The following is a 13,320-nucleotide window of genomic DNA, read 5'->3' on the forward strand; positions in this document are numbered from 1 at the left end:
TGGACCGGTTACGGGGCGGGGTCGTGCGGACCGGTTACGGAGCGGGGGCGGCGGTCGCGGGAGCGGTCGTGAGCAGGCGGGCGCGGCGCAGCGGTTCGGGGTCGGCCCAGGCGCGTACGTCCACGGCCTCGGGCAGGAAGCCGTGGGCGCGCAGGGCCTCCTCCTGCCGGGCCAGGAGGCCGAGGCGGGTGTCGGACAGGTCGGGATGGAGGGTGCGGTGGGTGCCGGGCCGGTAGGCGCCCGCGACGCCCTCCGCGCCCGCGCCGGTCTCGGCGCCGAGGATGCGGGCGACCTCGTCCGGCTCCCCTGCGGCCCAGTCGGCGGCGCGGAGCAGGACGGAGAGGAACCGGTCCACGAGGTCGGGGCGCTCGTCCAGGAGGTCCTGGTGCACGGTGAGGGGCCGGGGGGTGCCGTTGTTGACGCGGTGCGCGGGGTCGGGCAGCTCGTCCAGCTCGACGGCCACCTCGGCTCCGGCGCGCCGCGCGGCCTCGACGGCGAGGGCGCCCTTCACGTAGACGGCGTCGACCTCGCCCCGGCGCAGGGCGGCCAGCTCGCCGGCCCACTGGCCCTCGTACCCGTCGGCGGGCACGTCGACGAGGACGGCGTCGGCGAGTCCGTACCCCGCCGAGGCGAGGACGCCCTCGAAGCCGCGCAGGGCCATCGCGCGCCAGAAGTCGACGGGGACGGAGTGGCGGGGCACGGCGAGCCGGAGTCCGCGCAGGGCGGCGGCTCCGCGCACCGGGGAGCCGGGGGCGACGAGCACCGCCTGCCGCTCCTCGATCCAGGTGAGTCCGACGAGCCGGGTGCGCTCGCCCCGGGAACGGGCCCACAGCGCGGGGACGTTGCCGCCCTCGCGGAAGAGGCCGGGGAGGGCGTGGGTGAAGTGGGTGGCGCGGTCGGCGCCGGGTTCGGCGTCCTGGAGCGAGCGGACGGCGATGCCGTCGGCCGCGAACTCCCCGGCCAGCCAGCCCCGGTCGGCGGCGACGCCGGTGGCGGTGGGGACGGGGCAGCGGGTGAACCAGAGCGTGTCGGGAACGCGGGCGTGCGTCATGGAGGGCTTCCCAGGGTGTGGGTGTGTCGGGACGGGGGACGGCGGTGGGCGCGCCGGGGTCCGGGGCGGGTGACGGCAGCGGTGTGCCGTTCCGTTCCGTCGCGGAAGTCGGGGTGCGGTCCCGGCGGACGCCGACCTGAGGCTTTTCGGCCACGGGTCTCTCGGGCGGGTGCCGCCGGACGCGAGTGTCAGGGGTGTCGGCGCGGGCGCCGGAGGTGCCGCCGGGGCCTCATGCAGGTGACGGCGAGGACGGGGACGGTCCGAGCGGAGACGGTCCGAGCGGGGACGGCCGGGGCCTGTCGCCGTTCGCGTCGGCGGCGGGGGACGTCAGCGACGGGCGGTGTCAGCGACAGGTGGCGCCGGCGACGCGGGCCAGGTCGATGTGGCGGCGACGGGTGAGCCCGAGCGGCGCGGGGGAGCCGGCGGGCGTGCGTCGCGTCGTACGGCGTGCGTGCGTCATCGTCCCTGCTCCCTTCCGCTCGGTACCGTCGTGGTGGTGCGTTGGCCGGAACCTTGCCACGGAAGCCCGACCGCCCACAACACGCCTCCCACCATGTGGGATTGCTTGTGAACGGAGTGTTTCCGACCTCGCCGGACCGCTGATTCGGCTCCCGCCATGTGGGAGCGTGGGAGCCCGATCACCCACGGGGAGCGAACCCTATGACGACCGAGGCCGGCATCGTCCGACCCCCGGCGGGCGCCCAGGCGGTCCGCCGCGCGCTGGACGTGCTGCACTGTTTCCACGACAACGGGCCCGACCTGAGCGCCTCCGACCTCGCGCGGCGGCTCGGGCTCTCCACCTCCACGGCGCACCGGCTCGCCCGGACGCTGCTCGGCGCGGGCTTCCTCGAACAGGACGCCAGGACGGCCCGCTACCGGCTCGGTCCGGCGATGACGGAGCTGGGCCGGCTCTCGTACCACCAGCGGGGGCTGCACCTGGCCGCGCCCGAGCTGTCCGACCTCGCCGAACGGACGGGCGCGACGGCCGACTTGGCCCTGCGCAGCGGCCCGCACGCCGTGATCGTGGCGGGCGGCTCGGTGACCCCGAAGGTGGGTCTGCGCAGGCCGCTGCACTCGACGGCGCTCGGGAAGGTGCTCCTCGCGTGGCCGAGGGCGGGCGAGGGCGGACCGCGCTCGCTGCCGCCGCTGTACGCGTTCACCGAGCGGACCATCGTCGAACCGCCCGCGCTCGCGGCCGAGTTGGAGCGCGTACGAGAGGCGGGGTACGCGCTCAACGACGGCGAGTCGGCCCACGGGGTCCGGACCGTGGCCGTGCCGGTCCTGGAGCGGGCGGGGCACGCGCGGTTCGCGCTCGCGCTCCGGGCGACCCCGGAGCTGATCACCGACGAGCGGCTCGACCGGTACCTGGCGCAGGCGCGGACGACGGCGCGCGCCCTGGAGGTGCTGCTGCTCGCCCCGGCGGAGCGGCGCGGCTTCGACGAAGGGGCGTGAGGGGGCGGGGCACCCGGGCGGACGGGGCCGCGACGAGAATTCCGCACGGTCGTGCGTTCAGTACGATGGAGGGATGAGCGGCAGCACCGGCGGTACCGGCACGAAGACGGACGGGCGCGTCGAGCGCGGCAACCAGACCCGGCGCCTCGTGCTCGGCCGGACGATGGACATCGCCTCGGTCGAGGGCCTCGAAGGCCTGTCCCTGGGCCGCATCGCGACCGAGCTGAACCTGAGCAAGAGCGGTGTCTTCGCCCTCTTCGGCTCCAAGGAGGAGCTCCAGCTCGCCACCGTCAGGGCCGCCGTCTCCGTCTTCTCCCACCGGGTCGTCACTCCCCTGCGGGACGTGCCGCCGGGGGCGGCACGGGTGCGCGGGCTGTGCGGGAACTGGCTCGCGTACTCCTCGGAGCGGGTCTTCGCGGGCGGCTGCTTCTTCTCCGCGGTCTCCGCCGAGTTCGACGCCCGTACGGGTCCGGTCCACGACGCCGTCGCCCGGGCCCGCCGGGAGTGGGCCGCGTACGTGGAGCGGACCCTGTCGGAGGCGCGCGCCGCCGGGGAGCTCGTGGCGGACCTGGACGTGGAGCAGACGGCCTTCGAGGTGATCGCCCTGATGGAGGCGGCCAACGCGCACTCGGTGCTGTTCGACGACCCCCGGGCGTACGACCGCGCCGAGCGGGGCATCGCGGCGCGGCTGCGCGCGGCGGCGACGGACCGGGGCCGGGAGGCCCTGGGCGCCGCGTAGCTCCCCGGGAGGCGGGACCCGCGCCCCGGGCGACGACCGCCGGTTCAGCCGGTCGCCACCCGCTCCCCCGGCGTCTCGACCGCCGGTGCCGTCACGAACTCGACGGCCTCGGCGACGACGGCCGGGTCCTTCAGGATGCGCCGGTGGCCGAGGCCCCGGGTGGTGACGAGCCGGGCGCGGTCGCCGTGGGCGCGCAGGAGCAGGCGCGACTGGGAGGGGGAGACCATGTCGTCCTCCTCGTCGTGGAGGAGCAGGACGGGCGTTCCGAGCGGTTCGGGGTCGCGGTCGGCCTCCAGGCGGAGCCAGAGGCCGGGCTCGCCCGGTGCGAGCCGGCGCTCGACGTGGGCGCGCAGGACCCGGACCACCCGCTCGTCCACGCCGAGGAGGCCCTGAAAGCCCGTCGCGAGGTACGTGAAGGAGCCGACCGCGCCGATGCCGACGAAGCGGGCCGTGCGCACGCCGTCCCGCAGGGCGAAGAGGGAGGCGAGGGCGCCGAAGGAGTGGGCGACGACGGCGTCGAAGTCGCCGTGCCGGGCGTGCAGCCGCCGGATGATCTCCCGGTACTCGACGATGTTCGACGCCCGGCCCGGGGACTCGCCGTGGCCGGGCGCGTCGAAGGCGACCGGGCTGTAGCCGCGCGCGAGCAGCGCTTCGGCGAAGGCGCCGAGGCGGGAGGCGCGCGAGGACCAGCCGTGGACGAGCAGGACGGGCCGCCGGCCGTCGCCCCAGGCGTAGGTGACGACCTCCTTGCCCCGGACGCGGAGGCGCTCGACGCGGGCGGCGGCCATGACCGCCTGCTCGTCGGGCTTCGGCCGGGCCCGGCCGAGCGGGCGGACGAAGAGGTGGAAGGCCAGGCGTCCGGCCGGGCCGGGGGCGACGCGGGCGGTGGCGTTCAGGAAGGTGCGGACGAGCGGAGTCATCGGGTGCATGCCGGATCTCCTCGGTGACCGGGGTGTGAAAAAATGCTAGCACGACCGTTCGTGTTGTTTCATGAACAGGGGAACGCGCGGAAGAGACAGGGGAACGTGCGGAAGAAAGGAGCGGGGGCGCGAGCACATACCCCACCCGCCCCGAAAGACTCCGGACCGACGAGTGAGATCCTTCACATTGCGCCGGAACTGGATCATCCTCACCACCCCCCTCCCGGGCCGCTCGGCCGCCGCACGCGCGGCCGATACGCAGAGAAGATGCGCAAACCGCCGCCGGCCGCGGACCCCCGCACCTGCGGGAACGTCCCGCGGAAGATCGTCCTCCACACCCGGTCCGCTCCCCCGCCGCCCCCGCGGCCCGCCGGCGACACCCGGGACCGTCGCCGTCCCGCGACGTCTCCGTGGCCGAACCCGCGGCCCCGTCCAGTACGTATGAGGGGAGAGACTCTTCCGTACGCTTCCCGGACCCATTAGGACTGACCCGTGATCACCTCGCCCTCGCGCCTCGTCCCCGTCCCGATCCCCGACCGCGTGGCCGCGATGATCGGCGCCTGTCTGCCGCTGCACGTCCTCCAGGCCGAGGTCGACGCGGACTGCGCGGCGCGCGAGGTGTACCGGTTCCGGGGACCGCTCTGCGCGGAGGACCGGGCGGACCGCGAGCACGCCCTCGCGGCGCTCGCGCGGGCCAACAAGATCCTCGCCAAGCACCACCCCGAGCTGCCCGTCACCCCCTGACGGGGTCCGAGGGGGGCCCGGCGCGTCCGTGCCCGGAGCCGTGACGGGACGACACACCTGTCCGGCCGTCCCCCGCATGCGTGGGGGCGGGGCCGGTGTGACGCTGCGAGGGTGACCACGACCAGCGACGCAGCGCCCGCGCCCCCGGCCGCCACCGAACCGCCCGTGCTCGACAGACGCCGCCGCAACATCGTCTTCGGCACGATCATGCTGGGCGTCCTCCTCGCCGCCCTCGACCAGACGATCGTCGGCACCGCCCTGCCCACGATCGTCGCGGACCTGGGCGGCGCCGCCCACATGTCCTGGGTGGTCACCTCGTACCTGCTCGCCGAGACCGTCGCGACCGTCCTCGTCGGCAAGTTCGGCGACCTCTTCGGCCGCAAGGTGATCTTCCAGATCTCCGCGGTCGTCTTCATCACCGGCTCGTTCCTCTGCGGACTCGCCACCAACATGACGCTGCTCATCGTCTGGCGCGGCCTCCAGGGCATCGGCGCCGGCGGTCTGATGGTCACCTCGATGGCGCTCATCGCGGACGTGATCCCGCTGCGCGAACGCGGCAAGTACCAGGGCGCGATCGGCGCCGTGTTCGGCGTCTCCACCGTCATCGGCCCGCTCCTCGGCGGTCTGTTCACCGACCACCTGAGCTGGCGCTGGGCCTTCTACGTCAACGTGCCCGTCGCGATCCTGGTCGTGATCGCCGCCGCCCGCACGATCCCCTCCGTCCGCTCGGCGAGCAGGCCGGTCATCGACTACGCCGGCATCGCGCTCGTCGCCGTCGGGTCCAGCGCCCTGATCCTGGCCACGAGCTGGGGCGGGAACGAGTACGCCTGGGGCTCCGGCGTCATCATCGGGCTCTTCGCGGGCGGGATCGTCGCCCTGGCCCTCTTCTGCCGGGTGGAGACCCGGGCGGCCGAACCGATGCTGCCCATGCGCCTCTTCGGGAACCCCGTCTTCACGGTCTGCTCCGTGCTCAGCTTCGTGGTCGGCTTCGCCATGCTCGGCGCGATGACCTTCCTGCCGACCTACCTCCAGTACGTCGACGGGGACTCCGCGACCGTCTCCGGCATCCGCACCCTGCCCATGGTCGTCGGACTGCTCATCGCGTCGATCTTCAGCGGCAACGTGGTCAGCAAGACGGGCCACTACCGGATCTTCCCCGTCGCCGGCTGCCTGGTGATGGGCGTGGGCCTCTATCTGCTCTCGCTGATGGAGCCGGGGACGAGCACCTGGCTCGCGTCCCTGTACATGTTCGTCCTCGGCACCGGCATCGGCCTGTGCATGCAGGTCCTGACCATCGCCGTGCAGAACACCGTCGACTACGCCGACCTGGGCACCGCCACCTCCGGCGTCACCTTCTTCCGTACGCTCGGCAGCTCCTTCGGCACCGCCGTCTTCGGCACGATCTACGCCAACTCCCTGGCGCCCCGCCTCACGACCGGGGTCGGGGAGGCCTCCGCCGTCGCCGGGGGCCTCGGGCTCGACCCGGCCGCCGTCGGACGGGCCGCGCAGAGCCCGGCCGGGGTGCACGGCCTGCCGGACGCGGTCGCGGAGCCGATCGTGAACGCCTACGCCGACACCCTCCACACCGTCTTCCTGTGGACCGTGCCCGTCGCCGCCGTGGGCTTCGTCGTGGCGCTCTTCCTCAAGCAGGTGAAGCTGCGGGACTCGGCGCGCGCCGCCGCCCCCGACATGGGCGAGGGCTTCGCGTCGCCCACCACGTCCGGCGACTCGGCGAAGCTCCTCGAACTGTCCGTCGGGCGGATCCTGCGCCGCACCGGCCCGGACACGGCCCGGCGGATCGTCGACACGTCCGACACCCGGCTCGACGCGGCCGGCGCGTGGGCGGTGATGCAGGTCGAGCTGTACACCCGGACCGTCGGGCACGCAAGCCTCGGCCTGATCGCGGCCGGGCGGCGGGTGCCGCCGGAGGTGCTCCTGCCGGTCTTCGACCGGATGGTCGACGAGGGCTTCCTCACCCGCGACGGCAACCTGTTCTCCCACACCCCGGCGGGCGAACGGGAGGCGCGGGTCATCACGCACGCCTGGGGGTCCTGGCTGGCCGACCGCGTCGAGCGGGAGCGCGGCCGGCCCAGCGGGCCCGAGCTGCGGGTGGCGACGGACGCCATCGCGAAGAAGATCGTCGCGGAGGACCTGGCGAGCGGCATCCCGCGCTCGGGGTCGCGCGTGGCGGCGGGGGCCCGCTGAGACCCGCCGGGCCCGGGGCTACTCGTCGGCGACGTCCCCGTCCACGTACACCCACGCCCCCTCGTGGCGGGCGAAGCGGCTGCGCTCGCGCAGAGCGCCCGGGGCGCCGCCGTGGACGTAGCGGGCCGTGAAGGTGACGGTGCCGCGCCGGTGGAAGGCGGTGCCCTCGGTGGTCGCCTCGATCTCCAGGCCTGTCCAGCGCAGCCCCGGGTCGAAGTCGACCTCGGCCGGCCGCGTCTCCGGCGCCCAGGTGCGCAGCAGACAGGCCTCGTCGCGGACGACGAAGGCGCTGTAGCGGGAGCGCATCAGGAGCTCGGCGGTGGGGGCCGTGCCGCCCGCACCCGAATGGAAGCGGCCGCAGCACGCGCCGTACGCGGCGTCGAGACCGCAGGGGCAGGGCGATTCCGGGGTGACGGAAGGGGCGGCGGGGGGCGGGGCGGTACGGGGTGCGGTGCGGGGGCGGGGCTTGCGTCGGGACATGGCTCCCATTGTCCCCCGGCCGCCGCCCCACCCGGTTCCAGCCGCCGCCCCGCCCGGTCCCGGCCCGTGTGCGCGGGGTCCCGGCGGGGGCGTCCGAGTAGCGTACGGGCATGGAACTGACGATTCTCGGAGGCGGCGGATTCCGGGTGCCGCTGGTGTACGGCGCCCTGCTCGGCGACCACGCCGAGGGGCGGGTCACCCGGGTCACCCTGTACGACCTCGACGAGGGGCGGCTCTCCGCCGTCGCGCGGGTCCTCGCGGACCAGGCCGAGGGGGTGCCGGACGCGCCGGCGGTGACGGTGACGACGGACCTGGACGAGGCGCTGCGCGGGACGGACTTCGTGTTCTCGGCCATCCGGGTCGGCGGCCTGGAGGGCAGGGCGGCGGACGAGCGGATCGCGCTCGCCGAAGGGGTGCTCGGGCAGGAGACGGTGGGGGCGGGCGGGATCGCGTACGGCCTGCGGACCGTGCCCGTCGCGACGCACATCGCCCGGCGGGTCGCGGAACTCGCCCCGGACGCCTGGGTCATCAACTTCACCAACCCGGCGGGCCTGGTCACGGAGGCGATGTCCCGGGTCCTCGGCGACCGGGTCGTCGGCATCTGCGACTCCCCCGTGGGCCTGGGCCGCCGGGTCGCCCGGATCCTGGGCGCGGACCCGGACGAGGCCTGGATCGACTACGTGGGCCTCAACCACCTGGGCTGGCTGCGGGGGCTGCGGGTCGGCGGCCGGGACGAGCTGCCCCGGCTGCTCGCCGACGAGGAGGCGCTCGGCTCCTTCGAGGAGGGCCGGCTCTTCGGCCCGGAGTGGCTGCGCTCGCTCGGCGCGGTCCCCAACGAGTACCTGCACTACTACTACTTCAACCGGGAGGCGGTGCACGCCTACCGGAGCGCCGGGCGGACGCGCGGCGCGTACCTGCGCGACCAGCAGGGCGCCTTCTACGAGGAGATGGGCAGGCCCGGCACCCCTGCCCTGGCCGCCTGGCACCGCACGCTCGCGGACCGGGAGGCCACCTACATGGCCGCCAACCGGGAGGCCGCCGGGGTCGGGGAGCGCGACGAGGAGGACCTGGAGTCGGGCGGCTACGAGAAGGTGGCGCTGGCCCTCATGCGGGCCATCGCGCGCGACGAGCGGACGACGCTGATCCTCAACGTGCGCAACGGCACGACGCTCTCCGTGCTCGACGCGGACGCGGTGATCGAGGTGCCCTGCCTGGTCGACGCGAACGGCGCCCGGCCGGTGGCCGTGGCCCCGCTGCCGTACCACGCCGTCGGCCTGGTGACGGCCGTGAAGGCGGTGGAGCGGGAGGTGCTCGCGGCGGCGGAGGGCGGCTCGCGGGAGACGGCGGTCAAGGCCTTCGCGCTGCACCCGCTGGTGGACTCGGTCGCGGTGGCCCGCCGGCTCGTGGAGGGGTACGCGGCGGCGCACCCGGGGCTCGCGTACCTGCGGCGCTGAGCCACCGGCGCCCCCCGTACGGCCGTCCGACACGGCCGACGGACGTCTTCCGCGAGGGCGGGGGCGCGGCCTAGGCTCGCGCCCCATGACCTTACGGAACAAGGGAGTTCGGCGGGGCGCGGCCCGGCTCGTCGCCGCCTGTCTGCTGGCCGCCGGGCTCGTGGGAACGGTGCCGGCGGCGGCGGAGACGGGAGTGCCCGGCGAGCGGCCGGCCTCCGCCGGAGGGCCGGTCGTCGTCCCCGTGCAGACCTCCGGACCCGCGGAGCGGCGGTTCAACCTGGTGTTCATGGGCGACGGCTACACCGCCGGGGAGATGCCGGAGTTCCGGGCGGACCTCGAACGGCACCTGAACACCCTGTGGAGCGTCGAGCCGTTCGCCTCCTACCGCTCGTACGTCAACGTGTGGGCGGTGGAGGCCCCTTCGGCGGAGTCCGGGGTGGACTGCGACCCGGGGCTCGACGCGCCCGCCCGCGACACGGTCCTCGACATGGGCTTCTGGGGCGGCTGCGACCCGGGCAGCGTGCAGCGGCTGCTGACCGTCGACGGCCGCAAGGCCGCCGCGCTCGCCGACCTCGTCCCCGGTACGAGCGCCGCCAACCGGCACGTCGTCGCCCTCGCCCACAGCTCCACCTACGGCGGCGCGGGAGGCGGTTACGCGACCGCGTCCGGCGGCAACGCGCTCTCCGCCCTCATCACCCCGCACGAGCTCGGGCACTCGCTCGGCGGCCTCCAGGACGAGTACGACTACTACGCGCGCGGGGTGCCGGGCGGGACGTACTCCGGCCCGGAGCCGGCCTCCGCCCACCACACGCTCCTGAGCGAAGGGCAGATGCGGGAGCAGCGGGCCAAGTGGTGGCGCTGGCTGGGCGAGGAGAGCGAGTCCGGCGGGGTGATCGGCCGGTACGAAGGCGGCCTGTACAGCACGGCGGGGGTCTGGCGGCCGAGCCGCCACTCCCTGATGAAGACCCTCGGCTACGCCTTCGACCAGGTGGAGCGCGAGGTGATGGTCCGGGCGATCGCGGCGAAGGTGAACCTGGTCCAGGACCACACGCCGAACGCGGCACCGATCGGGGCGGACCGGTCGGTGTGGGTGGACGTCCTGCACCCGGTGGGCGGTGAACTCGCCGTGACCTGGCGGCTGGACGGGCGGGCCCTGGACACGCGCGGCGCCCGCACCGTCGACCTGCGGGGGCTCCGCCTCTCCCCCGGCCCGCACGCGCTGACGGCGACGGTCACCGATCCGACGCCGTTCGTCCGCGACCCGGCGGTCCGCGCCTCCGAGGCGCTCACCCGGACCGTCCGCTGGACGGTGGACCCCTCGGTCGTCACCGCGCGGGAGCCGTCCGGGGCGGCGTTCACCGGGCACACCCCGACCGGCTCCCCCGTCGGCGCCCGGAGCGTCGTCCACGCGGACACCACCCACGCGGTGGACGGCACCCCGGCCGTGCGCTGGCGCCTCGACGGGCGTCCCGTGGCGACGGGCGACCGCAACGACCGCGACCTGGACCTGGGCGCGCTGCGGATCGCCCCGGGGAGCCATGTGCTCACGGCCCGGCTCGCGGACACGGGGCGACTCGCGGTCACGGGCCAGGAGTTGCGGTGGACGGTCGACGCCCGCCCGGCCACGGCCGCGTACGAGCTGTCGGAGCCGCTGCGCACGGTGCGGCGGCCGGGGCGGCCGGTGGAATACGTCTACGACGGGGCGTTCACGATGCGGCTGACCGCGCGGGACGACCGGGAGGGCGCGGTGGTGAGCCGCTTCCGGGTCGACGGCGACGGCTGGTACACGTACTACGGCTGGCCGACGGACGCGGACGCGCCCTTCCGCTTCTCACCGGGCGGCACGGTGATCGACGGCCTCGTGTACGGGAAGCTGGGCCGGAGCCGGGCGGTGCCGTGGGACGACGCCACCCCGGACCACGGCACCCACACCGTCGAGTACCGCGCGGTCGACGCGGCCGGGAACGAGGGCCCGGTGCGGAGCTTCCTGGTGACGCTGGTGCCGCCGAGGGGCTGAGACGGGCCGGCCCCGTGGACCGGTGGGTCCGCGGGGCCGCCGTTCGCGCCGTTCGTACGGGGTGGGGTCAGGGCTTGCGGGCCACGCCGGCCCAGCCCGGGATGGGCTCGTCGCCCGGGACCGAGACGGGCTCGCCCAGCTCCGGGTGCCACTCGGCGGTGAGCGAGACGCCCGGCTCGACGAACTCCATGCCGTCGAAGAACGCGGCCAGCTCGTCGCGCGAGCGGGGCCGCAGGGTCAGCCCGCGCGCCTTGTACATGGCGGCCGCCTGCGCCGCTCCCTCGGGGTTGAAGTCCCCGGTGACGTGGGAGAGGACGAGGTAGCTGCCCGGCGCGAGCTGGTCGACGAGCTTGGAGACCAGCTCGTACGCGCCGTCCTCGTCCCCGACGAAGTGCAGCAGGGCGAGCATGGACAGCGCGATCGGCTGGTCGAAGTCAAGGACCTTCCCGGCCCTTTCGAGGATGACCTCGGGCTCGCGGGCGTCCGCCTGGATGTACTCGGTGGCCCCCTCGGGGGTCGAGCGCAGCAGGGCGGCCGCGTGCGCGAGCACGATGGGGTCGTTGTCGCAGTAGACGATGCGGGCCTCCGGCGCGGCCTCCTGCGCGATCTGGTGCAGGTTGGGCTCGGTGGGGATGCCGGTGCCGATGTCCAGGAACTGGCGGACGCCGTGGGCGCTGAGCCAGCGGATGGCGCGGTGCATGAAGGCCCGGTTGACCCGGGCCATGTCCCGGCCCCGGGCGTCGACGGTGAGGAGCTGACGGGCCATCGCCTCGTCGACCGGGTAGTTGTCCTTGCCGCCCAGGAACCAGTCGTACATGCGTGCCGGATGCGGCTTGCTGGTGTCGATGCGTATCTCGGTCCGCGGGGCTGCGGGGTCCTGGGTCATCGGCTCTCCTGGTCGGGATGAACGAGTGGCGCTACGGCAAGAGGTACGTGACGGGAGGGGCGGGACGGAAGGGTTAGGTGAGCAGAAAGTCGGCCTGACCGGATTTCGCTCCCCGGATGAAGGCTTCGATCTCCCCGTGGGTGTAGATGAGCGCGGGTCCTTCAGGGTCTGCGGACTGTCGCACGGCGACCCTGCCGTCGGCCAGCTTCATGGCCTCCACGCAGTTGCCCCCGTTCCCGCCGCTCCAGGGCTTGTGCCATCCCTCGGCACCGAGCTCCGCGGCGGGCATGCCGTTGTATATGCGATCCATTCACAGCTCCTTGCGGAGATTCCGGAGAATCTCCTTCGTGCGTTGTGCAGTCGCGGCCTGAGCCGCCATGCGGTCCATGACCTCCAGGTGGGACGCCACCTCGGGACGCGCGTCGAGGTAGACGGCGCCGGTCAGGTACTCGCTGTAGACCATGTCCGGGAGTTCGGGCACGGCGAAGCGGAAGAGGACGAACGGTCCGTAGGTGCCGGGGTGGTGGCCGGACGCGAACTCCGCGATCTGCAGGGTGACGTTCGGCAGCTCGGACGCTTCGAGCAGCCGGTCGAGCTGGTCGCGCATCACTTCGGGCCCGTCACCGACCGGCCGGCGGAACACCGTCTCGTCCATGATCACCCAGAACTTGGGGGCGTCGTCCCTCAGCAGCAGGGACTGGCGCTCCATCCGCAGGGCTACATGCCGCTCGGTGTCCTCTTCCCTGGCGGCGTCGGTGCCGCCTCCGACCGCCCCGCTGCGCAGAATGGCACGGGCGTACTCCTCGGTCTGGAGCAGACCGGGGACGAACTGGGGCTCGTACGCCCGGATGAGGCTCGCGGCCCCCTCCAGGCTGACGTACATGGAGAACCAGCCGGGCAGCACGTCGTGGAACCGCTGCCACCAGCCGGGGAGGTTGGCCTCCTCCGCGAGGGCGACGAAGCCCTCGGCCTCGGAGTCCGTGATCCCGTACTCCTTGAGCAGGAGCTGGACGTACGGGATCTTCAGCGCGACTTCGGCGGTCTCCATCCGCCGGACGGTGGCCGGGGCCACCCGGAGGATCTTCGCGGCCTCTTCCCTCTTCATGCCGGCCCGCTCGCGCAGGTCCTGCAACCGCTTTCCGAGGACGACCTGTCCCACCGTGGGGGCGGACCGCGGCTCGCTCACTCCCAGACCTCCCCGACGCGCCGTTTTCGACGAGTGTGCCACGAAGCCGGGCCGGAGAGAACACGGCACTCTGCAATTTCCAGAGTGCCACTTGCCAAGTGTCCGACGCAGGAGGACAGTGTTCCGGTGAACCAGTACACGCTGCCGTCGTGCGCCTCCGCGCCCCGGCGCGGCGCCGTACGGCAA

General features: G+C 74.2%; 13 protein-coding genes. 6 read left to right on the forward strand and 7 right to left on the reverse strand.

The features are described 5' to 3' along the window. Positions 1-34: 34 nt before the first annotated feature. Together ACFYNX_RS25075 and ACFYNX_RS25080 are read right to left on the reverse strand one after the other, a co-directional pair. Entirely contained in the window at positions 35-1,051 is a 1,017-nt protein-coding gene (locus ACFYNX_RS25075) for an ABC transporter substrate-binding protein (RefSeq protein ID WP_388664283.1), read from the reverse strand. Positions 1,052-1,394: 343 nt separating this feature from the next. Next, positions 1,395-1,511: a putative leader peptide gene (locus ACFYNX_RS25080; protein ID WP_312847659.1), complete on the reverse strand. Its 117-nt coding sequence runs from the start codon at positions 1,509-1,511 to the stop codon at positions 1,395-1,397. 200 nt (positions 1,512-1,711) lie between these two features. Here ACFYNX_RS25080 and ACFYNX_RS25085 point away from each other — a divergent pair, with 200 nt between their 5' ends. Both ACFYNX_RS25085 and ACFYNX_RS25090 read left to right on the forward strand, forming a co-directional pair. Continuing rightward, complete coding sequence (locus ACFYNX_RS25085; RefSeq protein ID WP_365540345.1) at positions 1,712-2,503, forward strand: IclR family transcriptional regulator; 792 nt, start codon at positions 1,712-1,714, stop codon at positions 2,501-2,503. A gap of 73 nt (positions 2,504-2,576) precedes the next feature. Next, positions 2,577-3,242, forward strand: coding sequence for a TetR/AcrR family transcriptional regulator (locus tag ACFYNX_RS25090; RefSeq protein WP_365540346.1), 666 nt, complete (start codon positions 2,577-2,579; stop codon positions 3,240-3,242). A gap of 44 nt (positions 3,243-3,286) precedes the next feature. On the opposite strand, the gene ACFYNX_RS25095 is transcribed toward ACFYNX_RS25090, so the two are convergent. Continuing rightward, positions 3,287-4,171 carry an alpha/beta hydrolase gene (locus tag ACFYNX_RS25095; protein ID WP_388664286.1) on the reverse strand — a complete coding sequence of 295 codons (885 nt, stop codon included), beginning with the start codon at positions 4,169-4,171 and terminating at the stop codon, positions 3,287-3,289. Between the two features lie 540 nt (positions 4,172-4,711). Between ACFYNX_RS25095 and ACFYNX_RS25100 the strand changes: the two genes are divergently transcribed. Both ACFYNX_RS25100 and ACFYNX_RS25105 read left to right on the forward strand, forming a co-directional pair. Continuing rightward, complete coding sequence (locus ACFYNX_RS25100) at positions 4,712-4,906, forward strand: hypothetical protein (RefSeq protein WP_051716123.1); 195 nt, start codon at positions 4,712-4,714, stop codon at positions 4,904-4,906. Between the two features lie 111 nt (positions 4,907-5,017). Beyond that, the gene (locus tag ACFYNX_RS25105) at positions 5,018-7,111 is read left to right on the forward strand and encodes an MDR family MFS transporter (RefSeq protein WP_365540348.1); all 2,094 of its coding nucleotides are present in this window, start codon (positions 5,018-5,020) and stop codon (positions 7,109-7,111) included. Between the two features lie 18 nt (positions 7,112-7,129). Here the strand turns inward: ACFYNX_RS25105 and ACFYNX_RS25110 are convergent, their stop codons facing one another. Next, complete coding sequence (locus ACFYNX_RS25110; RefSeq protein WP_388664289.1) at positions 7,130-7,591, reverse strand: YchJ family protein; 462 nt, start codon at positions 7,589-7,591, stop codon at positions 7,130-7,132. 110 nt (positions 7,592-7,701) lie between these two features. Between ACFYNX_RS25110 and ACFYNX_RS25115 the strand changes: the two genes are divergently transcribed. Continuing rightward, positions 7,702-9,045 (forward strand): 6-phospho-beta-glucosidase, encoded by a 1,344-nt coding sequence (locus ACFYNX_RS25115; RefSeq protein ID WP_388664291.1) that lies wholly within the window; start codon positions 7,702-7,704, stop codon positions 9,043-9,045. 85 nt (positions 9,046-9,130) lie between these two features. Beyond that, positions 9,131-11,062 carry a M64 family metallopeptidase gene (locus ACFYNX_RS25120; RefSeq protein ID WP_388664293.1) on the forward strand — a complete coding sequence of 644 codons (1,932 nt, stop codon included), beginning with the start codon at positions 9,131-9,133 and terminating at the stop codon, positions 11,060-11,062. Positions 11,063-11,129: 67 nt separating this feature from the next. Here ACFYNX_RS25120 and ACFYNX_RS25125 read toward each other — a convergent pair whose 3' ends face one another. The 3 genes from ACFYNX_RS25125 to ACFYNX_RS25135 all read right to left on the reverse strand — a co-directional run bounded on the left by ACFYNX_RS25125 (position 11,130) and on the right by ACFYNX_RS25135 (position 13,134). Further along, entirely contained in the window at positions 11,130-11,948 is an 819-nt protein-coding gene (locus ACFYNX_RS25125; protein WP_388664295.1) for an SAM-dependent methyltransferase, read from the reverse strand. A 73-nt stretch (positions 11,949-12,021) separates the two neighbouring features. Continuing rightward, the gene (locus tag ACFYNX_RS25130) at positions 12,022-12,258 is read right to left on the reverse strand and encodes a DUF397 domain-containing protein (protein WP_030215754.1); all 237 of its coding nucleotides are present in this window, start codon (positions 12,256-12,258) and stop codon (positions 12,022-12,024) included. Beyond that, on the reverse strand, positions 12,259-13,134 hold the full coding sequence (locus ACFYNX_RS25135) for a helix-turn-helix domain-containing protein (RefSeq protein ID WP_388664297.1): 876 nt from the start codon (positions 13,132-13,134) through the stop codon (positions 12,259-12,261). Between the last annotated feature and the right edge of the window lie 186 nt (positions 13,135-13,320).

It is taken from the genome of Streptomyces sp. NPDC007872 (assembly GCF_042868165.1).
Taxonomy (GTDB): Bacteria; Actinomycetota; Actinomycetes; order Streptomycetales; family Streptomycetaceae; genus Streptomyces.